Annotated in this window: 26 protein-coding genes and 1 other RNA gene; 10 read left to right on the forward strand and 17 right to left on the reverse strand. The window is 41.5% G+C overall.

All coding sequences use genetic code 11. The annotated features are described in order from the left end of the window. Positions 1–70: 70 nt before the first annotated feature. Positions 71–1438, reverse strand: a complete 1368-nt coding sequence (locus V7L07_RS09760) for an NAD(P)/FAD-dependent oxidoreductase (RefSeq protein WP_335057259.1) — start codon at positions 1436–1438, stop codon at positions 71–73. A 507-nt stretch (positions 1439–1945) separates the two neighbouring features. On the opposite strand from V7L07_RS09760, the gene V7L07_RS09765 reads away from it, so the two are divergent. Further along, positions 1946–2830, forward strand: a complete 885-nt coding sequence (locus V7L07_RS09765; protein WP_335057261.1) for a pirin family protein — start codon at positions 1946–1948, stop codon at positions 2828–2830. A gap of 73 nt (positions 2831–2903) precedes the next feature. Here V7L07_RS09765 and V7L07_RS09770 read toward each other — a convergent pair whose 3' ends face one another. From V7L07_RS09770 to V7L07_RS09795, 6 genes are all read right to left on the reverse strand, one after another. Beyond that, a complete protein-coding gene (locus V7L07_RS09770; RefSeq protein WP_335057263.1) occupies positions 2904–3149 on the reverse strand; it encodes a hypothetical protein in 246 nt (81 codons plus the stop codon). 37 nt (positions 3150–3186) lie between these two features. Beyond that, entirely contained in the window at positions 3187–3852 is a 666-nt protein-coding gene (locus V7L07_RS09775; RefSeq protein ID WP_335057265.1) for a cytochrome c oxidase subunit 3, read from the reverse strand. Between the two features lie 160 nt (positions 3853–4012). Further along, a complete protein-coding gene (locus tag V7L07_RS09780; protein WP_335057267.1) occupies positions 4013–5668 on the reverse strand; it encodes a cytochrome c oxidase subunit I in 1656 nt (551 codons plus the stop codon). Beyond that, positions 5658–6581: a cytochrome c oxidase subunit II gene (locus V7L07_RS09785; RefSeq protein WP_335057269.1), complete on the reverse strand. Its 924-nt coding sequence runs from the start codon at positions 6579–6581 to the stop codon at positions 5658–5660. The genes V7L07_RS09780 and V7L07_RS09785 overlap by 11 nt, the downstream gene beginning before the upstream one ends. A gap of 32 nt (positions 6582–6613) precedes the next feature. Next, entirely contained in the window at positions 6614–7219 is a 606-nt protein-coding gene (locus V7L07_RS09790) for a DUF2231 domain-containing protein (RefSeq protein WP_335057271.1), read from the reverse strand. After that, positions 7216–7710: a DUF2231 domain-containing protein gene (locus V7L07_RS09795; RefSeq protein ID WP_179064502.1), complete on the reverse strand. Its 495-nt coding sequence runs from the start codon at positions 7708–7710 to the stop codon at positions 7216–7218. Before V7L07_RS09795 ends, V7L07_RS09790 begins: the two co-directional genes overlap by 4 nt. A gap of 875 nt (positions 7711–8585) precedes the next feature. On the opposite strand from V7L07_RS09795, the gene V7L07_RS33455 reads away from it, so the two are divergent. Beyond that, the gene (locus V7L07_RS33455) at positions 8586–9287 is read left to right on the forward strand and encodes an SDR family NAD(P)-dependent oxidoreductase (RefSeq protein ID WP_442936039.1); all 702 of its coding nucleotides are present in this window, start codon (positions 8586–8588) and stop codon (positions 9285–9287) included. A gap of 881 nt (positions 9288–10168) precedes the next feature. Here V7L07_RS33455 and V7L07_RS09805 read toward each other — a convergent pair. From V7L07_RS09805 to V7L07_RS09820, 4 genes are all read right to left on the reverse strand, one after another. After that, on the reverse strand, positions 10169–10492 hold the full coding sequence (locus V7L07_RS09805) for a hypothetical protein (RefSeq protein WP_179064500.1): 324 nt from the start codon (positions 10490–10492) through the stop codon (positions 10169–10171). 312 nt (positions 10493–10804) lie between these two features. Next, entirely contained in the window at positions 10805–11902 is a 1098-nt protein-coding gene (locus V7L07_RS09810) for a Gfo/Idh/MocA family protein (RefSeq protein WP_335057276.1), read from the reverse strand. A gap of 109 nt (positions 11903–12011) precedes the next feature. Beyond that, a complete protein-coding gene (rnc, locus tag V7L07_RS09815) occupies positions 12012–12731 on the reverse strand; it encodes a ribonuclease III (protein ID WP_335057278.1) in 720 nt (239 codons plus the stop codon). A gap of 103 nt (positions 12732–12834) precedes the next feature. Further along, positions 12835–13017, reverse strand: coding sequence for a hypothetical protein (locus tag V7L07_RS09820; protein ID WP_099104126.1), 183 nt, complete (start codon positions 13015–13017; stop codon positions 12835–12837). Positions 13018–13145: 128 nt separating this feature from the next. Here V7L07_RS09820 and V7L07_RS09825 point away from each other — a divergent pair, with 128 nt between their 5' ends. Beyond that, positions 13146–13529 (forward strand): hypothetical protein, encoded by a 384-nt coding sequence (locus tag V7L07_RS09825; protein ID WP_335057280.1) that lies wholly within the window; start codon positions 13146–13148, stop codon positions 13527–13529. 486 nt (positions 13530–14015) lie between these two features. Here the strand turns inward: V7L07_RS09825 and rnpB are convergent. The 4 genes from rnpB to groL form a co-directional block, all read right to left on the reverse strand. Then, positions 14016–14446: RNase P RNA component class A (rnpB, locus tag V7L07_RS09830), an RNA gene on the reverse strand. A gap of 46 nt (positions 14447–14492) precedes the next feature. Next, a complete protein-coding gene (locus tag V7L07_RS09835) occupies positions 14493–15191 on the reverse strand; it encodes a hypothetical protein (protein WP_335057282.1) in 699 nt (232 codons plus the stop codon). 66 nt (positions 15192–15257) lie between these two features. Further along, a complete protein-coding gene (gene corA, locus V7L07_RS09840; protein WP_335057284.1) occupies positions 15258–16400 on the reverse strand; it encodes a magnesium/cobalt transporter CorA in 1143 nt (380 codons plus the stop codon). Between the two features lie 381 nt (positions 16401–16781). Further along, entirely contained in the window at positions 16782–18455 is a 1674-nt protein-coding gene (gene groL, locus V7L07_RS09845; protein WP_335057286.1) for a chaperonin GroEL, read from the reverse strand. A 157-nt stretch (positions 18456–18612) separates the two neighbouring features. On the opposite strand from groL, the gene V7L07_RS09850 reads away from it, so the two are divergent. From V7L07_RS09850 to V7L07_RS09860, 3 genes are all read left to right on the forward strand, one after another. Then, positions 18613–19695 (forward strand): MraY family glycosyltransferase, encoded by a 1083-nt coding sequence (locus tag V7L07_RS09850; protein WP_335057288.1) that lies wholly within the window; start codon positions 18613–18615, stop codon positions 19693–19695. Positions 19696–19809: 114 nt separating this feature from the next. Further along, on the forward strand, positions 19810–19989 hold the full coding sequence (locus V7L07_RS09855) for a hypothetical protein (protein WP_335057290.1): 180 nt from the start codon (positions 19810–19812) through the stop codon (positions 19987–19989). Positions 19990–20190: 201 nt separating this feature from the next. Further along, entirely contained in the window at positions 20191–21453 is a 1263-nt protein-coding gene (locus V7L07_RS09860) for an RNA-guided endonuclease InsQ/TnpB family protein (RefSeq protein WP_335057292.1), read from the forward strand. Between the two features lies 1 nt (position 21454). Here V7L07_RS09860 and fabG read toward each other — a convergent pair whose 3' ends face one another. After that, positions 21455–22201 (reverse strand): 3-oxoacyl-[acyl-carrier-protein] reductase, encoded by a 747-nt coding sequence (gene fabG, locus V7L07_RS09865; protein WP_335057294.1) that lies wholly within the window; start codon positions 22199–22201, stop codon positions 21455–21457. Between the two features lie 606 nt (positions 22202–22807). Here fabG and trxA point away from each other — a divergent pair. From trxA to V7L07_RS09885, 4 genes are all read left to right on the forward strand, one after another. After that, positions 22808–23125 carry a thioredoxin gene (trxA, locus tag V7L07_RS09870; RefSeq protein ID WP_179067113.1) on the forward strand — a complete coding sequence of 106 codons (318 nt, stop codon included), beginning with the start codon at positions 22808–22810 and terminating at the stop codon, positions 23123–23125. A gap of 216 nt (positions 23126–23341) precedes the next feature. Further along, positions 23342–23506, forward strand: coding sequence for a hypothetical protein (locus V7L07_RS09875; protein WP_292844713.1), 165 nt, complete (start codon positions 23342–23344; stop codon positions 23504–23506). A 207-nt stretch (positions 23507–23713) separates the two neighbouring features. Next, positions 23714–24631 (forward strand): hypothetical protein, encoded by a 918-nt coding sequence (locus V7L07_RS09880; RefSeq protein ID WP_335057296.1) that lies wholly within the window; start codon positions 23714–23716, stop codon positions 24629–24631. An 18-nt stretch (positions 24632–24649) separates the two neighbouring features. After that, positions 24650–25579, forward strand: a complete 930-nt coding sequence (locus tag V7L07_RS09885; RefSeq protein ID WP_335057298.1) for a GUN4 domain-containing protein — start codon at positions 24650–24652, stop codon at positions 25577–25579. Between the two features lie 110 nt (positions 25580–25689). Here V7L07_RS09885 and V7L07_RS09890 read toward each other — a convergent pair whose 3' ends face one another. Further along, the gene (locus V7L07_RS09890) at positions 25690–26232 is read right to left on the reverse strand and encodes a hypothetical protein (RefSeq protein ID WP_335057300.1); all 543 of its coding nucleotides are present in this window, start codon (positions 26230–26232) and stop codon (positions 25690–25692) included. Positions 26233–26341 lie beyond the last annotated feature (109 nt).

Consider the following 26341-nt stretch of genomic DNA (forward strand, 5'->3'; position numbering starts at 1 on the left):
TAGGCTAGTTGCAGTTGTATTAGCAAGTCACAAGCTATGGTTTCACAATATTATGACTTACGCAACAACCTTAGGTTACACTGCTTTTATTGCCCAGCATTTTTAGTAGTTTTCTTGCAGCTAAAACGCCCATAACTCCTGCGCCAACTACTTCCACTGCTTGGACAACTTTTTTGCCCACATCATGGGGATCAAGGTGATGGTGAAAAATCTCTTCATCTAACCATTCACTTGCAGCTTTGAAATCATGAGATGGTGTCGGTAATAGGGTTAAATAAGTGCCTTGGCGGATTAAATGTCCGGATTCACCTGCAACTTCAAAAACATTAAAAAGATTAGCAGCAGCGTTATTTAACCCCAATTTTAAGAGAGTTCCACGGATATTTACCTTTGCTGGTTTGAGTTCTTCGCCGAAAGCGATCGCTTGCAAATTTTGGGCAATATTGGCTCCTTGTTGATAAGCAACTTGGGCTGTTGGCGGTAGTGAGTTATCTGGAACTGCTGCACAATCCCCGCCGGCAAAGACTTCTGGAAATTCGAGTAGTTGCATTGTGGGAGTAACTAGAAGGCGATCGCGACGATCTCGATTTTCTGGGGAAATTGGTAAACTTTTAATTAGTGGATGAATAGAAGTACCAGCTGTCCAGATTGTGGTACTTGTTGGCAATGTCTCAATTTGCTCATTGTGCTTATATTCAATGGCGTTAGCATGAATCTTAGTGGCTTCTGCACCTCTGAGAATTTCAATTGGAATCGTGCGTTTTTGTAATTCTTTTTCAGCAATTGGGCGCAGAGGATCGTTAACATCACCATTGAGGATTTCTTGACCGTGATTGAGCAGTATCACCCGAATTTCATCAGATTTTCCTCCCAAAGCGGTATACCAATGTGGCACTAAATCAGCTAAAGTAGCTGCCATTTCTATACCACTTGCACCACCACCAACTACGACGATTGTTAACAGTTGACGACGTTGTTCTATATCTTCAGTTTGGATTGCTTTTTGCAAACAGTCGCCTAAATGTTGGTCAAGAGCGATCGCATCGGCTTCTGTCCAAAATGGAAAGGCGTATTCTTTAGCACCTTCTAAATGATGATAACCAGTAACACTACCCAAAGCTAATACTAAATTACTGTAGTTGTAAGAGTTTCCCGAAGCTAATTTAACTTGTTGTTGATGCAAATCTATGGATTCCACTGCATCTTGAACAAAGATAACGCCACTGCCTTTAAGCAATTCTGTAAAACGCGGTACTACTTGAAAAGCATCCATCTCGCTACTGAAATATTCGTAGAGTAACGGCTTAAAGCAAAAGCGTTCATTTTGATCGATCAAAATTACAGAGCGAGGATAATGTTCGTGAGCTAGATTTAAGGCGGTAAATAAGCCGGTGAAGCCACCACCGACAATCACAGTTTGGTAAACTGGGCTGTTCATAAAATATCTCCAGAGTCTTGTAAAATCAGGAATTTGCTAGGATGTTATGCTGAAAAATTGAAAAAACTTGAGCCTAGTGGTCTGTCAAATTCATTTTGATGGTTAAGAGAACGAACCGCAAAGGACGCAAAGAGCGCAAAGCAAGAAGGAAAGAAGAGAAATTGAAATTTGATTCATCTATTAAATATAATGGGTGAACTCATTCTTAACTTTTCTTCCTTTGCGTCCTTTGCGTCCTTTGCGGTTCGTTTCTCAACCCTCTCAAAATTAATCGGACAGACCACTAGCTAATGCGGGTGCGCTAACTCTCCCAATTAACCAACTTCCTATCCATAATCGCAATCTTCCACTGGGGATATTTTGCTCTTCTATTTATCAGAAAGTTGGATTTAAAACCCCGCAAGGGAATAAGTAGGAAATCTCAGAAGTTATTTTTAGGGAGCTTCTGCACTTCAGGTCTGAGAAATGTCACAATAATTCCAGCATTTACCAATTACCCAATTACTTATGGCAATACTTCAACTGATTGAACCTGAAGTTAAAGATTTGGGTGGGTTTGTTGCCCGCCGTAGCTTGCCATATCCTCATCGTCAAATGGTTGGGCCGTTTATCTTCTTCGATCATGTTGGCCCGTCTGTTTTGCCACCCCACAAAGGTATCGATGTCCGACCACATCCTCATATCAATCTCGCCACTGTAACTTACCTATTTGATGGTGCTTTGATACACCGCGATAGTTTAGGCACTGTGCAGGAAATTCAACAAGGTGCTGTGAACTGGATGACATCGGGAAAGGGGATTGTACATTCAGAGCGATCGCCCGACATTGATCGTCAAAAAGCAGCTACCATTCATGGTATTCAAACCTGGGTTGCCTTGCCTGTAGAATACGAAGAAACCGATCCTAGCTTTACTCACTATCCTGCTGAAACTCTTCCGACTTGGGAAGAAAATGGCGCCCTCATCAAACTCATTGCAGGAGTTGCACATTCCTACACCTCACCTGTGAAAGTTTTCTCACCTATTCTCTATTTAGATGTGGTGCTGTCTGCCAATTCTCACTTTACTATCCCCACAGGTTATTCAGAGAGGGCAGTATACAGCGTCACAGAAGGTTTGAGCATTAATGAGCAACTGCTAGAGCCATATCGCCTCGCTATTCTAAAGGCAGACGATGAAATAAGAGTTTCTGCTGCTGCTGCGGCTCGATGTATTGTTATTGGTGGTGAACCATTGGGTACACGCTACAAATGGTGGAATTTTGTTTCTAGCCGGTCAGAGCGAATAGAGCAAGCAAAAGCCGATTGGCGCAACAACCACTTTGCTAGTGTGTCAGATGAAACAGAGTTTATTCCCCTGCCAGAAGTGACGATTGAGGCTAATCCATTTTAGTCAGCGCGATCGCATCTGAAGAAATTCCAGCCACCAATCTAAGTACAGATTTGGTGGTGGGAAAAATGGAGGTTTAGATGAATAAAAATAACGCAATTAAAAAGACGCTGAGGATAACAGCAAACCCAATAGCATATTCGACTCTGCGACTAAAAAATCCGACAGCCGCAATTAGAGCGATCGCTAGCCCAATAATCCCAATGTATTGCTCTTTTTGTAACCCTTGTGCAATGAGTGGGTCTTTACCTGGTGCGGGAGTTTCTTGAACTGCTTTTGGGGCAAGTTCCGAGGTTGGTAGTTCTTGGATGAATAAATTCATAAAATTACTCCTGAAAATACTTAGTGAACTGAACTTTTTATGCTCGCCAAAGGTAGAGAAGCGAGAATAGGAAGACCCAAACTACATCAACAAAGTGCCAAAATAGAGTAGTCGCACTTGCACCGAAGTGAGTCTTATCATAATTGCCGGGAATGAATGAGCGAATCAGCATAATTATCTGAAGCACAACACCAGCCAGAACGTGTAAACCGTGGAAACCTGTCAGCAAGTAGAATGTGGAACCAACTAATCCTGTGGTAAGTTTGAAATCGAGATTTTTCCACTCAATTAATAGACCAATTAAAAAGTAGATTCCCATTGCGATCGTGATCAGCCATAGCCCGCGAAATTTACTCAGTTGATTTCGTTTGAGAGCATTTTCTGCTGCTTGAATTACAAAGCTACTAGAAAGTAAAACTACTGTATTAATAATCACGAGCTTAGACAATTCTGGCCCAGAAATACCGGGTGGTAGCCAGTTATTAGTATTCAGTCTCAGAGCAACATAAGTAAAGATGAAACTCAAAAAAATGATACTTTCAGACAACAGGAATACAGTAAACCCAAACATTCCTTTGCCATGATGATCTTCATGACTCCCGCCACCACTCGGCAAAAAGCGCTGTAACCAATTCGGTAAGCGTCGCCGCCATCGGTCGAAACGGATCGGACTTTCATCTATATGAGTGCCACGATGTTGCATAATTCGTAATTCGTAATTCGTAATTAATAAATTCAGGTTTCATCTGATTTTTCGGACATAACGAATTATCTTTAAAAACCTCCGCGTCCCTTTGCGCTAACCTCCGCGTACCTTTGCGTTAAAAAGCTAGGATTTAGCGCAGCTTTATCAAGAAACGAAATTACTCATCATCATCAGAATTTTCTACAAATGAATATTTTGGATCGCCATAATCGTAAGGAGGTCTGTTGACAACAGGAATCTCTTCAAAGTTATCTCGCGGAGGTGGTGAAGAAGTTGTCCATTCCAATCCTGTAGCGTGCCAAGGATTATCAACTGCCTTCGCTCCATATAGCCAAGAACCGACAATGTTAGCAATAAAGGGCAGCGTAGATGCTCCCAGCAAGAACGATCCCAGGCTAGCAATAACATTCCAACCTTGATACTGGGGATCGTAGGAGGAAATTCGGCGTAGCATTCCTTGTAGACCTAATGGGTGCATGGAGAAAAAGGTGATATTGGCAGGGATAAAGGTCAACCAGAAATGCAGTTTACCCCAACCCTCGGCGTACATCCTGCCAGTTATCTTGGGAAACCAGAAGTAAATTCCGGCAAAGATTGCCATCGTAATAGTATTAAAAACGATGTAGTGGAAGTGACCGACGACAAAATAAGTATTATTGACGTGGATATCAAATGGCGTGGCGGCAAGCATTACACCAGTGACACCGCCAAAAATAAACATCGCTGCACCTCCCATCGCAAATAACATTGGTGTCTCTAGGTGCAATTTGCTCCTCCAGATTGTGGCAGTCCAAGCGAATGCCTTCACACCTGTGGGTATAGCAACTAACATTGAGGTGGCCATGAAAGTCATCCGCATCCAGCCAGGGGTTGCACTGGTGAACATGTGATGCACCCAAACGAAGATGCTAATCCCAGCAATACCTAAAGTTGCGATCGCCACTGACCGATAGCCAAATAGAGGATTGCGAGCAAAGGCTGGCAGAACTTCCGCAATAATACCAAAGGCTGGTAGCGCCATGATATACACGGCGGGGTGAGAATAGAACCAAAATAAATGTTGGTAAATGATCGGATCGCCACTTCCTTCCGGTTTAAAAAATTGTGTACCGAAGGAGAGGTCAAGCAATAGCAGTATCAATGCACCCGTCAAAGAAGGTAAGTTAATTAGCTGCAACAACTGGGCGCTAAAAACTGACCACACAAAGACCGGCATTCTAAAAAATGTCATCCCTGGCGATCGCATCCAAAAGATAGTGGTAACAAAGTTAACAGCCCCCATAATTGAGGAGATGCCAATTAATACTAGGCTAACTATCCAAATAAATTGACCGTTAATCAACTGACCGGCTGGAACTTGCAGACTAACTGGCGGATAAGACCACCAGCCAGCTTGTGCAGTCCCGTTTGGTAGTAAGAAGCTAGACAGTAGGAGAAGACCGGCTGGTGGTAAAATCCAAAAAGAGATGGCGTTGAGCAGGGGAAAAGCCATATCCCGCGCTCCAATCATTAGCGGTACTAGGTAGTTAGAAAGACCTGCATTGAAGGGAATAATCCACAGGAAAATCATGATTGTCCCGTGCATGGTGAATAAACCATTGTAGAGGGGGCGGTCAACTAAATTTGCTTCCGGGGTAAGCAACTCAGCCCGGATGATCATCGCCAACAGCCCGCCGAGAAGAAAGAAAATGAAGGTCATCACCATGTACTGAACACCGATTACCTTATGGTCGGTGCTGAAGCTGAAATATTCCCGCCAGTTATTTTCAGGTTCTCTATCTTTGGCTATAGCTTCATTTAAATCATGTGTCATTATCTATCTTCCTTTGATTCGCTATAGCAGGTTGAGCAGGTGCGACGGTGTACCAGCCACTTTTAAATAATGTCTTTGGTGGTTGGATATTTTCGGCAACTGCCTGATTTTTAGTGTTAGTAGTTTCGCTAGAGACTGTTTGCGCGAGCCACTGATTATACTTATCAAGGGATTCAACGTATACATCTGCCTCCATCAAGGCAAAATAAGCACCACTGAATTGAGAATCTTTCAGTCGATATTTACCTGAGCGAATGGGTGTAATCACAATGTCAATGTTTCGCCCTGGAACAATATCTTGCTTTAAACGAAACTCAGGAATGTAGAAGCCGTGGATTACTTTCTCTGCCTGCATCTTTAAGCGAGTGCTGCGATTGAGTGGCAAGTGTAATTCCTTAGTGGTAAGGTTATTTGGATAACGGAAAGACCAATCCCACTGCCTAACGAAAACATCAATTGTTTCAGATGCAGGTTTGGGGACATCGCTAACGATTGCGGCGTAGGCGGGTGCAGATTCTAGGGGTGTGTGCAAATGCACAATTTGGTTTAAACCCAGAATATTTAATTGCTGATAAATATTGAAGCTTTGCAAGGCAATCCATATTACTAACAGAGTCGGGGTCGCTGTCCATAATATTTCTAACTTCCCATCACCTCTAGAAGGGTGTCCCTCGCTGTAGTCTTCTGGGCGGGCGCGATGGAAAGCGATCGCATACACCATCACACCAAGCAGCCCCAGCAAGATAAATGCTCCAATTGAGACTAAAAAGCTAAATAAATCATCTACCCGTTGTGCTTCTGCTGTCGCCTGGGGAGGCATCCAAGAAAACGCCTGTTGTCCAATCCACCGACTGACAATCATTAGCACTGCTACATAAAATGCTATTAGTACATATTCCCAAAAACTAAACATAATAATTTCATGTAAGAGTGCTTATTGCTTGATTATTTGAGTAGTAAATTTGGGCTTCTACCTTCTTGGAGTAACTTGGCAGCCGTAACATGAATTCCAAACTCTTCTCCCAATTGCGCCCCCAAAGTTCCGTGAACGAATAATATTGCCAATATTCCCAAACCTGCTAACAAGTAACTCCACTGCACTTGCCTGGAAGCATCCTTGCGCCAACGATAGCGTTGCAAACCTCTCCATATTGTCATGGCTGCGATCGCTCCCAACAGCAAAACGCCACCCAAACCATGCAAAAGCATCGTCCAACCAGCAGTTAACCCCCAAACGCTCTTTTGATCGATTGGTGGATTTGCTAGCAGTAGCTCAAAAAAACCTGCTGCAACGGTGAAAAAGGTAATAAAAGCTGCTCCTATGAGGTTATACCAACCGACATCAAAAAAACCAGAACGCAGGGCAGGCAGACCTAAAAATTTGAAGATTGGTTTTTCTAAAGCAAAAAGCGCTCCGGCAATATCAAAAATGATGGCAATAATGAACAAACCCAATGTTAAATGTACCAGTTGCGGATGTATGGGAATCTCATAAGGTAATCCGTTAGCATTCAGCCTCAACCTCAACTGATCAATAAGCTGCCAGTTCATGGCGAAACTCCCTGCTTCATGGCTTGCACAACTGGCTCAATGTGTAACCCGTACACCCAAACTAGCTTGCTTCCTAGATAGACTTGCAAACATACTAAGCAGACTAAAAACGTTGCAGCACCCAAATAAGCAGGCGGTACTTTCCGTGGACTGCTGTTGCGAATCACAAAACGCCAAGCTGTAATGCCAACGACAATAGCCGCCAACGACCAACCCATCACCGTATGAAAATTTAGTGTTGGTTGAACTGCTGGGTAGATGTTAGCCAGACCTGCTTCAAACTGACCAACAATCACCGCTAAAAAGATGGCTGCTGAGGCCACAAACATATTCCAGAAACTCACCTCAAATAAACGCACGTTACGTGTGAAATAGCCCAGCACATCGCATACAAAAGAAAAAAGCACCATCGCGATTACGAAGTGGACAATGATGGGGTGTAGAGGGTCAGGGTATGGTAAATTTTGGTTATTTAGAGACAGAGCAGGCATCGCTAATTATTTTTCCTAAATGTCAAAATATTCACTAAAATAACCATAATCTCAGTTGATCTATATCCAAGTTGATATTTACAAAAACGAAAGAATGGCTATTTTCAATTATTGCTGATCATAATTCTATTATTTAATTCATAGGGGAGTATCTCACCTTTGCAAATATACCAGGAGATTAGAAATCGCGGCTACACAAACGTTCGCGTAGCGTCTCGCTGAGAAGTCCGCCTACGCGGACTCAAAGGATTTGAAACCTACGTAGGTGGGTTTTGTCTGTATAGCCGCGAATTCCATTCGCTAGGGCAAACGTGTTTTTACTCCCAAGTCTAAATAGATTGATTAGCTCAAAATTTTTATTTAATCAATAACCTAACTTGCTCTGAATATACCATAAATCTTACTTAAGATTGATATAAAGTTGAAAATTCCAATTTTACAAATCTTCAAAATAAAGACATACTTTTGTCACATAAATGACAAATAGCTGAAATATTTTTCAGTCAAACAATATACTTATTCAATATGGTTCTGTTAAGGTTTTTGATGAAAATTATAGGTCGTAAAGACGCGATAAATCGTGGTGACGACGAAAGACAGATTATTGTCAAGACGGCGATGCATCGTGTCTCTTGTCTTAACCGAACAGTATTTTTATACTCATTTATCTTTCTCTGGATAGATTATAAAAATACTAGAGTTTTATTAAAGTAATAAAACGTTTTGCTTTTTTAATCAATAATTTCCTGAGTTGACAATCTAAATTGCCAAGGTAATGCTACGTCCAGAAAGCAAAAATATCATGAACTTGGTTTGATATGAAGTTTATGATATTTTGTGAACTATAACTAGCAAAATGGACATAAAATACTGAGATGAAATCCATACCAGACAAACGGGTATTAATCACAGGTGGGAACCGAGGGATTGGGTTTGCGATCGCTCAAGGTTTACTGGCAAAAGACTATGAAATAATTATCACTTCGCGATCGCTCGATAACGCCAAACTTGCGGCCCAGAAACTTCCAGGCAAGGTAATTCCCATCGAATTGGATGTCACTGACGATCGCTCTATCAATCAAGCTTTCAAAACCTTGCACCAAAAGATTGATCGGTTAGATGTTTTGATCAATAATGCTGGTGTGTATCCAGATAAGGATATAAATATTCTGACTATTTCTCGTGAGTTGCTTGATTCCACAATCAATGCCAACACTTTTGGCCCAATTCGGATGGTACAGGCATTTTTACCCCTATTGGAAAAATCCTCCGATGCCAGAGTTGTTAACGTTTCAAGTGGATATGGAGCATTATCAGACTTATCTGCTGGTGTTCCAAGTTACTGCCTATCGAAGCTGGCATTAAATGGCGCAACAATTATGTTGGCACAATCTTTGGACTCCAAAGGGATCGTCGTCAATTCCATTTGTCCAGGGTGGGTGAGAACAGATATGGGTGGTTCATCAGCACCCCGTTCGCCAGAAGAAGGTGCTGACACTGCAATCTGGTTGGCTACTGATGCTCCGCGCAATATAAGCGGTAAGTTTTTGCGCGATCGCAAAGTAATTTCTTTTTAGATGGTTTTTAGGTAATTGCAATAAAAAAGATTTAATTACTAATACTTCTAAGTTTTGTTTCAATCCCTAATAGGGATTTTAGGTAATTGCAATTAATCTGTCGCTCTTGCACTCCACTCTTTTGCGCCAGCGTTTCAATCCCTAATAGGGATTTTAGGTAATTGCAATTGAACTTGAACGATTAAATAAGGCAGAATTTTGCGTTTCAATCCCTAATAGGGATTTTAGGTAATTGCAATGCCTGCCAGAACCAAGGTGAGGTAAAGGAAGTAAAGTTTCAATCCCTAATAGGGATTTTAGGTAATTGCAATATTAGATGGTAATAAAGAAGGTTTACTAGAAGAGTTTCAATCCCTAATAGGGATTTTAGGTAATTGCAATACAAAGACACCATAACCGATTTTTATGATGTACTGTTTCAATCCCTAATAGGGATTTTAGGCAATTGCAATTATTCCATATCTATCGCCCAAAAATGGATTGCATCAGTTTCAATCCCTAATAGGGATTTTAGGCAATTGCAATAGCGGGCTTCTCAAAGCCTTGTTTTATTTGGTTTTCAAGGTTCGCTTGCGCGAATGGAGAAATCATAACACGAGGAGTTGTGATTTGGCTAGAGGCAAATGGCTGAAAACTAGTCTACATAAGGTGCGCGGATGGTTTATAAATGCTAATGCTTTGAAATTCTTGCATATAGGGCAATTCAGGCATTTTTGTAGTTACCCCATTTCCAACACCTACCTATCCGCACATTCAGCCAAAAAAAACTAATCCGATAGGAAAGCTGTTTACTATAGATATCCTACTAGATTAGGTTAGCTCAGTTATGGGCAATGCTTGGGATGAGCTACGCCTAAGCAATACCTACACCCCCATCAACCTTATTTGGCAACGTCTTCAAAGTCTGTTATCGCACAAGCAAATTCTCTAAAAGCTGTTTTAATCAGAACCTCTTTTGTTCCCCTTTCCAGCGCAGAATTGCGTATGAGGTCTGTTAATTCTATGAATAGCAGAGAAAACATAAAACGATCTTGGCGGTCAACTTGTTTCAAGCAAGAGGATATAAACTGATAAAGCTCTGTTTTTCTAGGTTTAGTTTGTTCATCCCATATTTGCAACCCAAGCCGAAAAGTTCTCAAACGGATTTCATTACTGTTGAAGGACGCGTCTTTGTAGCGGACTGATACGCGCTGGGGTATATCCATGAGTTTTAGCTATACATATTCGATGTAAAGTAATTATTCACTTATATTTTGCCTCAACCGGAAAAATCTGATATTTTGCACCAATTCCAACAACTGCCATTGTTCTAGAGCAATACAGTTCAGAATGAGCAACAAAACACTTCTAGAGACGGCGATGTATCGCGCGTCTCGAAAACCCAAAATTTTTGCCAGTAGCCCTTAAACCAAGCGTATTGTCTTCTAGACTGGCTTTTTCGTTAAGTTGACACCAATGGGCACTGCCGTACCCCTACACCTTGCAATATGCTGTTGTCCTCATCTGAATGAGAACCGTTATATTACTTTTGATGCTTGATGAGCATTTAGAAAAACAGGTTTCCCACCTTGCCCAAGAGATATTGTTAGAGCAGCAAGAATTTCTACTAACTCACTACCTACCCAGCCAGATGAAACTTCTGAGGGAGTATTGTTGAGGATAGAGACAACAAAGGATGAGCAAACCTTCTGCAATGGTTCCCCTGGATCTAATTCCAGTACCACCTGCTTTTGATTCACAGGAATAAAATGATTGCCCTGCTGTTCAAACTCTCCATGTAGCAGGGTTAGAGGTGACGATCGCGACATTTCATCAAAAATCAAACTACCAAGGCTCCCCACAATCCCCAGCCGTCGCTGCTTATCAGGATTCAACCAGCACAGGTGAATGTAAGCTTGAAAGCCATCTGGGTATGTTAGTGTCAACCATACTAGATCAGCTAAACCTTGAGGCAGAGGAGGATTTGTATCTTTCTTCCCCTCTACTCCCCTGCTCCCCTGCTCCCCTGCTCCCTGTAGCCACACCGTACCTGTTGCTTGTACTTTGATAGGAATTTGACCAAGCCAAGCGTTAAAGATAGCAATATCGTGAATAGCTAAGTCCCACAGGGCATCAACATCTTGTCGGACAGGCCCTAAATGGGTGCGCGTCGCGTAACCATAGCGTAAATCACCTAATTTACCCGCCTGTACTACAGTTTTGCCTCGCTCAACTGCTGGGTGAAATAAATAAGTGTGGTCAACCATGAGTATTAAATGATGCTGCTCTGCTAAATGGCAAAGTTCCCGACATTCTACTGGGTTGAGAGTTAAGGGTTTTTCTGCCAAAACATGATATCCCTGTTGGAGAGAATCTTTAATCAAGGCATAGTGGGTGGTAGCCGGAGTTGCGATCGCCACCCCTGTCAACTCTGGCACTTTTTTTAAGTCTTGCCATTGAGTTGTTAATAATACATTTTCATCTAAGTTAAACTGCTGCTTTACTGCCGCTAATCGTTCTGGGTGGGGATCTACTACAGCAACTACATCTACTTGGGGATTTGCTAAGAAATTCCGCAGCAGATGCACTCCCCAACGCCCAACCCCGATGACCGCAATTTTAATTTGGTTTGTCATTATTTATGAGTCATTTGTCATTTGTCATTAGTTATTTGTATACAAAGGACGAGGGACAAATGACCACTGACAATCAACTGATTATCGACTAATCGCCCTTATTTTAAGCTCAGGGTATTTGCGGATTAGGAATTGCTAAAAAAGCTACTTTAGCTGCGGCTTGTTCAGCAGTTTTGATCGAGCGTCCCTTACCTTGTCCAAGCATTTTGCCGTGCAGCCACACTTCAGCCATAAAACGTTCTTGATTGCGGTGCGGTTGACTGACTTCCACAACTCGATATTCTGGTAAAACTTTAAATTGCGCCTGAGTCCATTCTTGGAGAGCAGCTTTGTAATTAAGTCTGGCAGGATCGAGGCGAATTTCTGTTGCTAGTTGGTGGAAGTGGGGATCTAGCCAAGAGCGAATCAGTTCCAGATTTTGAGTACTTAAGTAAAGCGCACCTAAAACTGCTTCAAAAGCATCTGCTAGTCGTGACTCTAGACCAACTTTATCAGCAGTAGCACTACCAGCGACTAGTAAGTATAACTCTAAACCATAAACTCTGGCCAATTGAGCGAGAATGCGATCGCTCACCAACACCGAACGAATTGCCGCAAAATCCCCTACTGGACAATCGGGATAATTTTCCCATAACACAACAGCCGACACCAGCCGCACTACTGCATCGCCGACAAACTCCAGCTGTTCGTAATTTGCCGACTCAGAAACAGTGGGATGAGTGAGCGCTAAATCCAGTAGTTCCCACTTTATAGGTGCTTCTAGCGATAAACCTAATTTTTGGACTAAACTTTCGAGTTGCCGTTGACGGCGTGGATAGGCAAGGGGCATTACATGATAAGGGGAAGGGGGCAGGGGGAGCAGAGGGGGAGGAACTAGCTATATATTTTTTATATCTCTAAATCTCTTGGACTATTACTTTAACAACTTTTTGCTACTTCTCTCTATCTAGCTTCTCTTGGATAGCTTGACGGCAAAATTCAGGAGGATCGTCTTTAGCTTTCACTTCTTCCTTCATTTCTTTAGTGACACGCAAATGTAGATATTCAGTTAGTGGTCGCTCTCTGTCCGTGGTGAATGGCTTTAAGTTATCTGGATTACCTTTATTTTTAGACATTGTATAGAAATACAAATAAATTTATTCTCCACGTGTATATCAGTGGAGAATGTTAAATCGATGGGCATCTTAGCCTGAGAAACTTGCTGCCCACCGATTTCCACTTTTACAAGAGGTAACTCTATTTTATGTTTACGCGCACAGAATTAGAAGTTAAAAGCTTAAGAGCGTTACGCGATTTATATCTGATACAGTATGGCATCCAAGCAATAGGGAATCCGGCTGATAAGGCATCATACATTAATGCATTTCTGACCTTCCCTGTTATCGCCTGCAAGCAAGTGTCAGAAAATAAAGGATTGAAGTCTCCCATGTTCTCTCAAGTAGAAGCCTTAGAAGCAACACTAGAAGCTATGGGAACACTGACACCAGAGCAATCAGCATTGCTCAAGGTGACGATGGAGGGGAGGAAGCTAGAGTATCCAGCACGGTACAGTCAAGAGAAACTGTTTGGACTCTATCGAGTTAAATGGCATCTGGATACAGCATTAGAGATATTGGGAATGCTTTAAATGATGAATTAGCGTGAGTTCGATAAACCTCTCCCTGCCTTGAACTAAAGTTCAAGTCTGTCCCTCTCCGAGTCGGAGAGGGACGGTTTTGCATAATTAATGAAGAGTGCTGAGTTCCAAGTGCTGAGTGCTGAGTTGAAAGACCGCCCGGGGCGGGGTATCAACCTTCTCTCTATAAGAAGATTCCGCCCACAAGGGGCGGGGCTTTTACCGTAGTGCAGAAGTACTGAGTACTTCTTAAATTTATTCAGCACTCAGCACTGAGTGGGTAAAACCTTCTTAGAGGTCTTTTTTACGGCTAATTAGATAGACACTATTATGATTCGTCGAACTCACGTTGAATTAATGACGAATTAGCGATGTCTACGACGAGCTTCTCTACGAGACGCTAGGCGTAGCTTGCTTCCCGAAGGGTACGCTTACGCACAAAACCCGTACAAAAAATAATAGAGTACAAACCGTGAAAGGTTCATACTCCATTAAAGGGGAGAGAGCAGGACATAAGCCGGGTTCTGTTCTCTTGCGAGGGCAGTTATCTATCTGGGACGTTTGTTACCAAACGCCTCAAGCGGCTCTCATTGAGCGGAACTGGTAAAAGACCAACCATAGTCCCTATCGCCTTGCTCCCAACCGGGGTTTACCGAGCCAGCACCTCTCGATACTGCTGGTGCGCTCTTACCGCACCTTTGCACCCTTACCAAATCAAGTAAAAAGTAAAAAGTAAAAAGGCAAAAGAAAGATTTCTTTCTTTTTACTTTTGCCTTTTACCTTTTGCCTTGTTTTGGCGGTATCTTTCTGTGGCACTATCCTCACGATCGCTCGCACTGGACGTTATCCAGCAAGTTTGGTCTTTCGGGAGTCCGGACTTTCCTCAAACCAGTGACTAAGACTGATCTGCAACCGCCTGCGCCTACTCTCTCCTTAGATCCAGTGTAATCTTGGTTGGCATAGTGTGTCTGACTGCTATTGCTTTTTTTTATTCCAAGGTAGAGCGTAAGTCCAAGGTAGCTTCCTGACTGTGAAAGGACAATTGATAATACTAATGGGAGGAAAATCACGACCTGGGGCTAGACCTAAACGCACTTCAGATATCCTCAGCACCAGTTGCAGGGAAAAGTCTAACTCCTTTCTTCTATTAATAAAGTCGTTGTACAACTTTTTTTGCCCTTTTTGTAGCCCATTGATATCAATTAATGGTTTTTTTGCTGAATAGGTTCCAGCTTCTTTATCACGCTCGAAAACATCTTCTGCTGTCACCGTTTCCGAAAGTGTTTTCTTGGGAGCAATTAGGCTCGGACTTTGGGGTACTGCTAAGTCGCGGGTTAAGTCTGGTGATTTCCGAATCACGCGGCGCGATTGCTTGCTATGTTCAACTACTAAAGAACTGTTGTCCCAGTCAACGTATACGGCAACATTATCAGATTTATTTTCAATGCTAATTCCTAAATCTTTCAAATCGTCAATTGGATATGAGGCTTTGAGTTTAAAGGAAATTCCAATTTTATCGTCGAGATTTTGTTCTTTTAGTTGCTCATCAACGGTTCCTTTCTTAAACTCAAACTTAATTTGGTCATCGATGGATTCAATCATGCGGTTAAAAACATAAGAAACACCGATAATATAAATCGTCAAAACTACTAAATTCTGGTCGCTACTCCTCATAACTCAAAAATCTTAACTCCCGGTGCTAATGAATATATATTCAGACTTATTGCTCATCTGCAATTTTTAATTGCGCTTGGCTACTACAGAATTTTGCAGCCAGCCTCGTCGCCAAAAAAAGAATAGCAAACCAAGTGCGATCGCCAACATCACTGCCCAGCAAAGTGGATAACCCCAATACCAATTCAACTCAGGCATATTATATGGCGATTTTTCGGTATTGAAATTCATCCCATATATTCCGGCGACAAAAGTCAGGGGAATAAAAATTGTTGAAACTACCGTTAGTACCTTCATGATTTCATTCATTTTGTTGCTTACTGCTGAAAGGTACACATCCATTAATCCAGATGCTAGTTCTCGGTAAGTTTCCACCATATCCATTACTTGCACCGTATGGTCATAACAATCTCGGAGGTAGATTCGCACGTCTTCATTAATCAAATCACTGCCATCTCGAATTAAGGCATTAATTGCATCCCGCTGGGGCCAGATAGCACGACGTAGTTGTAGTAATTCTCGCCTAATTTGATAAATATCTTGTAGTGTTTGTGGGGTAGGTCTGACTATTACCTCCTCTTCTAATTCTTCGATTCGCTCACCATAAAGCTCTAGCACTGGGAAAAAGCCATCAATAATTGCATCTAATAGGGCATAAGCTAAATAATCCGCTCCCTGTTTACGGATGATACCTTTGTTTTTTTCAATTCGCGATCGCACGCCTTCAAAGCAATCATGTTCTGGTTCTTCTTGTACTGTCAACAAATAATTTTTTCCTAATATCAAACTTACTTGTTCGCTATAAAAACCACATGTTCTTTCCTTTGGTACTACCATACGGGCAATGAATAGCAATTGATATTCATAATCCTCTGTTTTGGGGCGCTCCGGTACATTGACTACATCTTCTAAAACTAGAGGATGTAACTCAAAAACGTTACCTAATCGTTGTAATATGTCTTGGCTACCTAAACCTTGTACATCTACCCAAGAAATCGATTCCCTCTCCAGATAGGGGACACACTCCTCTGGGGTTGCTATTTGTTCACGGGTGAAATTGGTTTGGTTATAGTCAATCAAGAAAATGATCGGTAGCGGAGCATCTGCATCAATAATGATGGTTCCTGGTAAAGTCCCTGGTTGGTGACGGAACTCATCTTCATATCGCTTAGTGGCTATTTTAGGAAGGCGACGCAATTTTCGTACCATGCAATAATATTACCTACATTGGGCATGGGGCATTGGGAATTGGGCATTGGGCATTGCTAAAAACAACTAGACTGTGATCCGAGGACGTTTTGATTGATTTCAGCTTTTACTATTAATATTACAAAAATTAATACAAAGACTGTAATTTTTAGATTCAGGAATTATTGAGGTTTGGTAATTTAGAAATCGGCATTTTTTTAGTGGTCAGTTATACTTACGACTAATTACTGATAACTATGATGATTATTTTTATTTATGCCCAGCTACTTCCCAGCAATACAGATAACATATTGCTTCTGAATCAGCAATGGTAGGTATAAAAAAGCAGTTTGCCTTGGCAAGACAAACTGCTAAAAGAATATTTATTTGGGTGAGCAGAAGTTAGAACATGCCCATGCCGCCCATGCCGCCCATGCCGCCCATGCCGCCCATGCCGCCCATACCACCCATATCAGGGGCAGGAGCAGCGGATTTCTTCTCTGGCTTTTCAACAACGATCGCTTCGGTGGTTAAGACCAAACCAGCAATGGAACCGGCATTTTGCAAAGCTGAACGCACGACTTTGGCAGGGTCGATAATACCAGCAGCAATCAAGTCTTCAAATTCGCCAGTAGCGGCATTGTAGCCAATGTTGAAGTCGCTATCCCGGACTTTCGAGACAATTACAGAACCTTCAGCACCAGCGTTATCTGCTATTTGGCGCAAGGGAGCTTCTAGCGCTCGTTCGACAATATCAGCCCCAATTCTTTCTTCGTCATTTTGTAAGGTCTTTTTAATCGCTTCTACCGACTTAGCTAAGTGAATTAAAGTTGTCCCACCACCAGGAACAATACCTTCTTCCACAGCAGCTTTAGTAGCGTTGAGTGCGTCCTCAATCCGCAGCTTACGGTCTTTGAGTTCGGTTTCGGTTGCTGCACCCACTTTAATCACTGCCACGCCGCCAGCAAGCTTGGCGATGCGTTCTTGGAGTTTTTCTTGATCGTACTCAGAATCAGTTTCTTCCAACTGTCTGCGAATTTGACCAATCCGCTTTTGTACCTCTGGCTTGGTGACACTACCAGCGACAATTGTGGTGCTTTCTTTGTCAATGGTGATTTTGCGGGCAGTTCCCAGCGCTTCTAGAGAAGCGGTGTCCAAACTTAAGCCGATTTCTTCCGAAATCAACTGTCCATCGGTAAGAATCGCAATATCTTCTAACAAAGCTTTGCGGCGATCGCCAAATCCAGGCGCTTTAATGGCAGCTACAGCTAGTACACCCCGCGCTTTGTTTACTACCAAAGTTGCCAAAGCATCACCTTCGACATCTTCAGCGATAATTAGCAAGGGCTGACCAGAACGGGCAACTTTTTCCAAAATCGGTACTAAATCTTGGATGCTGCCGATTTTTTTATCTGTCACTAAAATTCGGGCATTTTCAAATTCGACGATTTGCCGTTCGTTGTTGGTGACGAAGTAGGGAGAAATATAACCCCTGTCAATCTGCATTCCCTCAACTACTTCTAGTTCGGTGGTTAGGGATTTGGATTCTTCAACGGTAATTACACCATCTTTGGTGACTTTTTCCATTGCTTGGGCTAACATTTGGCCAACTTCTTCATCGTTACCAGCAGAGACAGTAGCAACTTGAGCGATCGCACTTCCTTCTACTGGCTTGGCTATTTTGGCAATTTCTAGTACCAATGCCTCAATAGTTTTGTCGATCCCGCGTCTCAAGCTAACAGGGTTACTACCAGCCGCGACGTTCTTCAAACCTTCTCTAATCAAGGCTTGTGCTAAAACTGTGGCGGTGGTTGTACCATCCCCAGCAACATCTTTGGTTTTTGAGGCCACTTCTTGGATGAGTCTTGCACCAGTATTTTCCAAAGGATCTTCTAATTCAATTTCCTTGGCAACAGTGATACCATCGTTGACAATTTGAGGTGCGCCAAATTTTTTCTCTAAAAGAACATTGCGACCTTTAGGCCCCAAGGTGATTTTTACGGCATCGGCAAGGGCGTTAACACCCCTTTCTAGAGCTCGCCGAGATTCCTCATCAAATGCAATAATTTTCGCCATGTTTCATTTCTCCAGCGCTTCCATTAGACAATTTAGCACTCACAGCGCCAGAGTGCTAATCTCTCAAGCGGCTCAAGTTACAAATGGAAATAAAAAAATTGATTAATATACAGGTGATGCTCATATTAGATACTGGCAGTAATGCTTGAATTGGGAGATGAATTTAGAGAACTCCCTTAAATACCTCGGTATTGCCGACCCTGGCGGCACCGGCTGGTTGGCAGTAGTATTTACGTTCCTCTTGGCTTGGGTTGTAACTTGGCGTTTAATTCCGACAGTACGCAAATTCGCCTTGCGGGTAGGTTGGGCTGACCAACCCAACGCCCGGCGACTCAACCGAGAACCTTTACCCAATGCTGGGGGGCTGGCTATCTACGCGGGTGTGATTGCCGCGCTGGTACTAGCTAGCCTTTTACGACCGATCGAACTCCAAACTGTATTAGCTCAGGTGCTAACTATTCTGTTAGGGGGTTCGATATTAGTCCTTGTAGGCTTTATTGACGATCAGTTCGGCTTACCGCCCTCTGTACGATTGTGGGCGCAAATTGTCACGGCACTGTTATTGGTAGCTAATGGCATCAGTGTTAAAGTTCTGTTTGGCACTCCCATCGACTCGTTCCTGTCCATATTGCTCACAGTAATATGGGTAGTAGGGATTACCAATGCCATCAACTTGATGGATGGTTTGGATGGTTTGGCGGGAGGAATCAGCTTTATTACTGCCATGAGTTTGTTGGCAGTTGCAGCCCAATTTAACAATCGTGCAGCGGCAATTTTGGTACTTGCAGCCTTGGCGGGTGCTGCATTGGGCTTTTTACGTCATAATTTCCATCCATCACGAATTATTATGGGTGATGCCGGAGCATACTTTTTTGGCTATGTGCTGGCAGCAACTAGTATTTTAGGTAAACTGCAACAAAACACAGTTTATGCCTTAATTCCTACGGTTTTATTTTTGTTGTTACCGGTGCTAGATACAACTCAAGTATTTGTGCGACGGCTACTAGCAGGAAATAACCCTCTGAGTACTCCTGGCAAAGACCACCTGCACCACCGCTTACTTGCTTGGGGACTCTCCCAACGCCATGCTGCGTTTACCCTTTGGTCAATTACCTTAGTTTTCAACTTGCTTGCAATGAGAATACAAGGTATGAGTTTGGCTGTAATGGTGGCTACCGCCAGTAGCATTATTATTCTTTTGGGTTTTACTGTTTGGCAAAGGATACGCCAACAGCCTTAGTTGGTCATTAGTCATCTAGCCCTATTAAACGCAGCCGCACACCTGCTAATGTCTAGATGAACTAAAGAGTCAATTTTACTGTTGCCGCGCTGTTGCCCCAACAGATATTCTCAGATGTGGCGAATTTCAGCCAATATCTCGCGGTCAGTTTCGATTTTTGGCTGGATGCTACGAAAGAGTGCGATCGCGATTAAATTAAGTCTAAATCAGCGATCGCCACATAAAATCGGTGCGTTAGCCTACGGCATAACACACCCTACAAAAACTCAGCACTATTTAACTATTACGCCGTAAGTCCCCCATCTGAATTCTGTACCCAGAATCAGTGGTGGGATATAAGGCGGTTGATGAGGATTGCATCTAATATTGATATTGATTTTTTTGCACAGCAAAGACAAATATTAGATGTATGACGAATCAACAATTATTTTCTTTTAGTAGTTTACCGCAATATATTTTTATGATAAAACACAGGTATTAAGGAGGTGATGTTGAGTGCTACACAAAGTTGTACAAGTCCGTTTATATCCGTCAGTTGAGCAGCAAATCCAATTAGCTCAAGCTTTTGGTTGCGCTCGTTGGTGGTGGAATTATGCCCTAAATAAGTCGATTGAGACTTACAAAGAAACGGGGAAAGGACTTAGCCGTGCAGCACTCAATGCACTTCTTCCTGAACTCAAAAAGGCAGAAGAAACCGTATGGTTATCTGAGTGTTATAGCCAAGTTTTACAGGCTACAACGCTCAATCTAACTACGGCATACAAAAACTTTTTTGAAAAACGTGCTGGATTTCCTAAGTTCAAATCCAAGCATGGTAAACAGTCGATTCAGTATCCTCAAAACGTCAAAGTTGTAGATGGTAATGTCAAACTTCCAGGCAATATTGGGGTAGTCAAAGCCAAAATACACAGAGCGATTGAGGGGAAAATCAAAACTGTTACCATTAGTAAAACGCCTTCAGGTAAATACCTTGCATCTATTCTGACTGAGTTAGAGGGCGAAAATCCTCTTATCTCAGAGGGGAAGATTTATGGCATTGACTTAGGGCTGAAACATTTTGCGGTTGTTACTGACGGCGAGAAAATCACTAAATATGACAATCCTAAGCACCTTGCCAAACATGAGAAAAATCTTAAGCGCAAACAGAAAAAATTAGCACGTAAACAAAAAGGGAGTAATTCAAGAAATAGATATAGAAAAGTTGTTGCCAAAGTCTACGAGCAAGTTAGTAACTCAAGGCAAGATTTTCTACACAAACTTAGTTACAAGTTGGTCAGCGATAGCCAAGCTGTCATAGTAGAGAATCTTAATGTATTAGGCATGGTGACGCTCGAAGACTCGCTAACGCTACGCTATCGTAATCATAAATTGGCAAAGTCAATATCTGATGTTGGATGGGGAACATTCACTAACTTCTTAGCATACAAACTCGAACGAAAAGGCGGGAAGTTGATTGAGATTGATAGGTGGTTTCCTAGTTCAAAACTCTGTTCTAATTGTTTCTATCAAGTGAGTGAGATGTCATTAGATGTCCGTGAATGGACTTGTCCTCATTGCAATACTCATCATGATAGGGATGAAAATGCAGCGATAAATATTAGAGCAGAGGGTATCAGAATGCTAAAGGCGGAAGGTTCAGCCGTCTCTGCTGTAGGAGGGGAAGTAAGTCCTCAGCTTGGGCGAAAGTCTAAGTTTCGGCATTCCCCTGTGATTACAGAAGCCCACACTGTATTTGGTACTCCAAATCAGTGTGGGTAGTTCACGCCATTACCATACCGCCATCGACGTTAAAAACTTGTCCGGTAATGTAGGCGGCGGCGGGATCGGCGGCGAGGAAGCGCACCATGCCAGCGATTTCTTCAGGCTGACCGAAGCGACCGAGTGGGATGTATTTGAGAATATCTTCAGGATTGTTGAGATCGCTGGTCATATCGGTGGTGATGAATCCAGGGGCGACGGCGTTAACGGTGATCCCACGAGTCGCAAGTTCTTTGGCAACGCTTTTGGTGAAGCCGATTACACCTGCTTTGGCGGCGCTGTAGTTTGATTGTCCTGGGTTGCCCATTAGCCCAGCAACAGAGGTAATATTGATAATCCGCCCCGATCGCTGCTTTAGCATAATTTTACTGATGGTGCGTGTACATAAAAAAACACCAGTTAAATTAAGGTCTATCACAGCTTGCCAATCTTCTGTCTTCAAACGCAAAAGCAGATTGTCGCGGGTAATGCCTGCATTGTTGACTAAGATATCCACACGACTAAACTTTTCGGTGACGGTCTTAACTAGTGCGTCTACTTGATCACTTTTAGAAACGTCAGCTTGGATCGCGATCGCCTGACCTCCGGCTGCTGTAATTTCTGTAACAACTGCCTCAGCCGCAGCACTAGAACTAGCATAATTAACAACTGAGATCGCTCCTTGTGAGGCTAATTCGATTGCGATCGCGCGGCCGATTCCTCGTGATGCACCTGTAATAATTGCGACTTTATCTTGTAATAGTGTCATTTAATGTTCCTCAATCTTATAAATACTGCGCTAATTATCTTATGGTGATTTCGGGAACATCTGAATATTGTCTAGATAATATCTAACTCTTGCGGGATGACAATCTTGCTAGCATGATACAAATTAGATAGTTATATGTCGTTTTTAGCTAGATATAGCCCTACTGAATCAAAAGCGCAGAAAACAATATCCCCGACTTCTTAAAGAAGTCGGGGATCTGTAGGTTGCCACAACGCAAGGAACCCGCGCAAGGCACTTCTCTTCTCTACGAGACGCTACGCGAACGTCTGAAATTTCTTTAATTTTGAATTTTGTTAGCGCAGCGTTAGCGAGTCTGCGTTCGCTTTTAGCGTCTCGTAGAGAGCGTCATTTTGAATTTTGAATTGTTAGTTGGTTGTTCAGAATAGGTTTAAATACATATCTTAATGCAGATGCACAAACCAAAATAAGATACGTTTTTTATTATAATTATTTAAGCTTTTGGCTAGCAAATCAGTCTATATTAACTAATCTAATCTTTTACCAACAAAAACCATAAACTTATACCGATTTTATTTTCTAAGAATTACCATTGAAACAAACAGTTGAAAATCGGTATGTGTCATAATGGCAACTCAAAAAGAATTTAACAGCTTTGATGATATGCTGTCTGCTTCTGATGTACCTGTATTAGTAGATTTTTACGCTGAATGGTGTGGCCCTTGTCAGATGATGACGCCAATTTTAGAGCAAGTCAATAATCAACTTAAGGATCGTTTGCGGATTGTCAAAATCGACACAGAAAAATACACGGAATTGGCTACTCAGTATAAAATTGAGTCTCTCCCAACCTTAGTATTGTTTAAGGAGGGTAAGCCTGTGGATCGAATAGAGGGAGTGAGGCAAGCAGCGCAGTTGGTGCAATATCTACAAACAAAGATTTAAGCTAACACTTAGAATTTTGATTTTGGTTCTTAGAGGCGCGAAATATCGCGTCTCTTTTAGTAAATAGCAATTGTGCGCCTCTGCGAATTAAATCACTGATAAAATCTTAAGTAAATATTAAGCATATTTACTTATACGTCTAGAGAAAGTAGTTTAGAAATTAAGATAGCTATATTGTATAGATATAACAAAATATCTTGACAAGTAAAGCATTATATGAATAACAAGCAACAAAGACCAGACAAAGCCTATATTTGGGTGAATATTGATTTTGATAAGGTTAAACATAGAATAGATGCGGTGACTTGCCAGATTGAGCGGGTTATACAAAAACACCAACTTTCTAATAAAACTGGTAAATCAGGTAAAAGAAATAATTAGGTTATGTGTGAGGCTATATCTATGATGCGCTACGCACTTTATTTTTGGCGTAGCGCAACCTAAGCATCGCAGCAGTTTTGCATAAAATATTTTGGGCAAAAAGACAATATTATTATTCGATAATTGTCCACCGAATTTATACTTATTTATTAGTCATTATTTTATCCTCGACACTCCTGAAAAGGAGTGTTATTTTTGTGAGGATATTTGCTTGCTAGTTATGGTGTAAAAGGGTGTAAAGAAATGATGGGATGGCTATTTGGAGGTCTTGTCAAACAATTTGAGAGTGCGGCTAAGGAGGTTGTCAGAGATAGTAGCAAAGAAATAGCTAACTTGTTTGATGAGAAACTTTACCCTTTAGCTGACAAGCTTGATTATATAGCTCAAGAAAGCATTAATCATGCAATAGAAAGAACCGAGGAATTAGAAAGTAAGGTTAAAGCTGACATTGAATATCTGTTAAATACAGCAGATGAAAAAGTTAATCATCACCTTGAGAAAATAGATAAAATTCGTGAACAAGCTCTCACGGAGACTATTAGTAAAACTAATTTTTATTTAGAAAATAGAATTAATCAAATGTCACTAGCTGTAATGCAGGCGATTAGCTTATCTCAAAACAGCATTGAGCAGAGTTTGGAAAGAATCGAATATTTAGAAAATAAGTTATTTCAAGATGCTAATCAAATAGTTGATAAAATATCTGAACTGATAGATGGCAAACTTGAACTAATTCGGAATGAATTAAAAAAATATTTAGTTCACGGTTTACCCAGTCCTCTTGATAAATGTAGACAAAGGCTCAAAATAGCATGGAAGCCTGGTGGCCTATTTTCTGATGTTGAGCTTTATGAGTTAAGCGAGTGCTATGAATTGAGTAAGTTAGATGAAAAAACATCTATTGACGAGGTATTGAAGATTTATGGACAATTACAACAAAATGCCGCTATGATGGCTGCTTTAGTAAGAAATTCTCCAGAATTGAAAAATCAAGCTATTAAAGACTGGATAAAATATGGTTTACTTTGTAAGTTTTGGCGTAGCATCATGAATAATTATGATTTCAAAAACAATGTTATATCAGAGGATAAGTCTTCAGAAATTTTATTAATAGACAAGCAATAAAATAAGCAAAGTTATTTTATGTTCAAAGCAAGTAATGATAACTGGAAAACGCCATTAGGATATTACGAAAAAGCAATTGAAGAACTCAGGCGTACCCGTGAAGAGTTGCAGGATATGAAAGCAAATAATAATTTGCATAATATTGAATCAACTATTGCAAGCTTCCAAACGGAAATAAAGGAATTAAAATCTGAGCTTCAGACTATGCAGGAGCGATTGGCAAATACTGAAGAAACGGCAATAGAAACTCAGATGAATTTAGCTGAGACTCAAAAAGCCTCACTAGCTGCTAAAACTGAACTACAAGCTTTGAAAGAAATTATGACAGATGAACAAAAGTCAAATTATAGAATTCTCGAAGAATTAGTTCAAATAAAAGAGCAAATATCTCAATTACCATCTCAAGTTTTGGAAACAGATTCGCAAACATCAGTTCTTAAATATTTATCAGATGTGCAGTTACATCTGTCTCAATTGGCAGCAGAATTAACTCTTGTATCTCATACTTCTGGTATTGATTACAGAAAATTGCAGGAACTACTAGCAGAACAAAAATGGCAGGAAGCTGATAAAGAAACCTATTCTACTATGCTCAAAATATGTGAGCGTGAAGAAGAAGGCTGGTTAGATGATGGAGAAATTAAAAGGTTTCCTCGTCATGACCTTTATATTATTAATAAACTCTGGGTTCAATATAGTGAAGGCAAATTTGGTTTTAGCGTCCAACAACGTATTTGGCAAACCAAAAAAGATTATAAGCGCTTTGCTTATAAAGTTGGATGGCTAGCAAGTCTTGCTAATAATGAATGGGTTAAATATGAAGAATATACTTTCAGCTTAGACGCACCTAAAGGACACTTTCCATCTATATCTCGGTTAGTGGGTTTAGATTCTACAAACCTTGGTGGGGTTCAGCATCGAGTAAAGATTTTTTTGTCACGATATTAGTGATATAGGGAAATATGCTTATTAAGCACCAAAGTTATCCTGTAGCCTTGCGTCGCAGTTTGCTTTAGGGGCAAAACCCTAACATCATCTGTCAGGCAGCTTAGGATATTTTAATCCCACCAATAGGCAACAACGATCGCATCACAATCCTGGCGAACATCTTCACCCAATAGCGCTCCTTCCAATCTAGTTCTGAGTCGGCGTTTCAGCCGCAAACCGTAATCTTCATTCGTGCCATCAGTGACTTCTACTGAATCAGCTCGCCATTTTTTGCCCAAATCTAAAAGCTGTGACACTTTTGTATCTTGGTTCTCTGTCAGGATGTATAGTGTATCCGCAGGATAAGCAATGAAATGGATAATGCTGGTTTCAGGCATGGGACGATAGTTTGCCATTGCAAGCAGGGTATCGACCATACCACCAAAGCTTAAACCGTTTTCATCTGGTGCAAAGATTGGTTTTGTGAACAGAAAGCTTGCCCATAAATTTTTGTGGTTGGAAAGGTCAGTAATCACTTCTTCGCCATCAAACTCATTGAACCGACGCTGCCAAACCAAGGCAGCGAAGAGTTCTTGGGGAGAATAGGATTTTGCAATCGATTGGATTTTGCCTAAATCAAGCATCACATTGACGGTAAGTAATATTTTTAACAAAACATTTGTAACTACCCTTGCAGTTTATTTACCCAGTGCCTGCTATTCTTATAGTTACTTCGGTCTGTCATAGCAGATAGATTATCCTCGATAATGTTTTATTTGTGAG

Source organism: Nostoc sp., assembly GCF_036916985.1.
In the GTDB taxonomy this organism is placed as follows: Bacteria; Cyanobacteriota; Cyanobacteriia; order Cyanobacteriales; family Nostocaceae; genus Nostoc.

Excerpts from the sequence above, each read along its gene's own strand:
- rnc (WP_335057278.1), bottom strand. The coding sequence starts at position 12,731 with ATGCCCCTTGCCTATCCACGCCGTCAACGGCAACTCGAAAGTTTAGTC.
- V7L07_RS09780 (WP_335057267.1), bottom strand. The coding sequence starts at position 5,668 with ATGACACATGATTTAAATGAAGCTATAGCCAAAGATAGAGAACCTGAA.
- V7L07_RS09765 (WP_335057261.1), top strand. The coding sequence starts at position 1,946 with ATGGCAATACTTCAACTGATTGAACCTGAAGTTAAAGATTTGGGTGGG.
- V7L07_RS09835 (WP_335057282.1), bottom strand. The coding sequence starts at position 15,191 with ATGAGGAGTAGCGACCAGAATTTAGTAGTTTTGACGATTTATATTATC.
- fabG (WP_335057294.1), bottom strand. The coding sequence starts at position 22,201 with ATGACACTATTACAAGATAAAGTCGCAATTATTACAGGTGCATCACGA.
- V7L07_RS09810 (WP_335057276.1), bottom strand. The coding sequence starts at position 11,902 with ATGACAAACCAAATTAAAATTGCGGTCATCGGGGTTGGGCGTTGGGGA.
- groL (WP_335057286.1), bottom strand. The coding sequence starts at position 18,455 with ATGGCGAAAATTATTGCATTTGATGAGGAATCTCGGCGAGCTCTAGAA.
- V7L07_RS09850 (WP_335057288.1), top strand. The coding sequence starts at position 18,613 with ATGAATTTAGAGAACTCCCTTAAATACCTCGGTATTGCCGACCCTGGC.
- V7L07_RS09875 (WP_292844713.1), top strand. The coding sequence starts at position 23,342 with ATGAATAACAAGCAACAAAGACCAGACAAAGCCTATATTTGGGTGAAT.
- V7L07_RS09820 (WP_099104126.1), bottom strand. The coding sequence starts at position 13,017 with ATGTCTAAAAATAAAGGTAATCCAGATAACTTAAAGCCATTCACCACG.
- V7L07_RS09790 (WP_335057271.1), bottom strand. The coding sequence starts at position 7,219 with ATGAACTGGCAGCTTATTGATCAGTTGAGGTTGAGGCTGAATGCTAAC.
- V7L07_RS09770 (WP_335057263.1), bottom strand. The coding sequence starts at position 3,149 with ATGAATTTATTCATCCAAGAACTACCAACCTCGGAACTTGCCCCAAAA.
- V7L07_RS09795 (WP_179064502.1), bottom strand. The coding sequence starts at position 7,710 with ATGCCTGCTCTGTCTCTAAATAACCAAAATTTACCATACCCTGACCCT.
- corA (WP_335057284.1), bottom strand. The coding sequence starts at position 16,400 with ATGGTACGAAAATTGCGTCGCCTTCCTAAAATAGCCACTAAGCGATAT.
- V7L07_RS09775 (WP_335057265.1), bottom strand. The coding sequence starts at position 3,852 with ATGCAACATCGTGGCACTCATATAGATGAAAGTCCGATCCGTTTCGAC.
- V7L07_RS09785 (WP_335057269.1), bottom strand. The coding sequence starts at position 6,581 with ATGTTTAGTTTTTGGGAATATGTACTAATAGCATTTTATGTAGCAGTG.
- V7L07_RS09760 (WP_335057259.1), bottom strand. The coding sequence starts at position 1,438 with ATGAACAGCCCAGTTTACCAAACTGTGATTGTCGGTGGTGGCTTCACC.
- V7L07_RS33455 (WP_442936039.1), top strand. The coding sequence starts at position 8,586 with ATGAAATCCATACCAGACAAACGGGTATTAATCACAGGTGGGAACCGA.
- V7L07_RS09855 (WP_335057290.1), top strand. The coding sequence starts at position 19,810 with ATGTGGCGAATTTCAGCCAATATCTCGCGGTCAGTTTCGATTTTTGGC.
- trxA (WP_179067113.1), top strand. The coding sequence starts at position 22,808 with ATGGCAACTCAAAAAGAATTTAACAGCTTTGATGATATGCTGTCTGCT.
- V7L07_RS09805 (WP_179064500.1), bottom strand. The coding sequence starts at position 10,492 with ATGGATATACCCCAGCGCGTATCAGTCCGCTACAAAGACGCGTCCTTC.
- V7L07_RS09885 (WP_335057298.1), top strand. The coding sequence starts at position 24,650 with ATGTTCAAAGCAAGTAATGATAACTGGAAAACGCCATTAGGATATTAC.
- V7L07_RS09825 (WP_335057280.1), top strand. The coding sequence starts at position 13,146 with ATGTTTACGCGCACAGAATTAGAAGTTAAAAGCTTAAGAGCGTTACGC.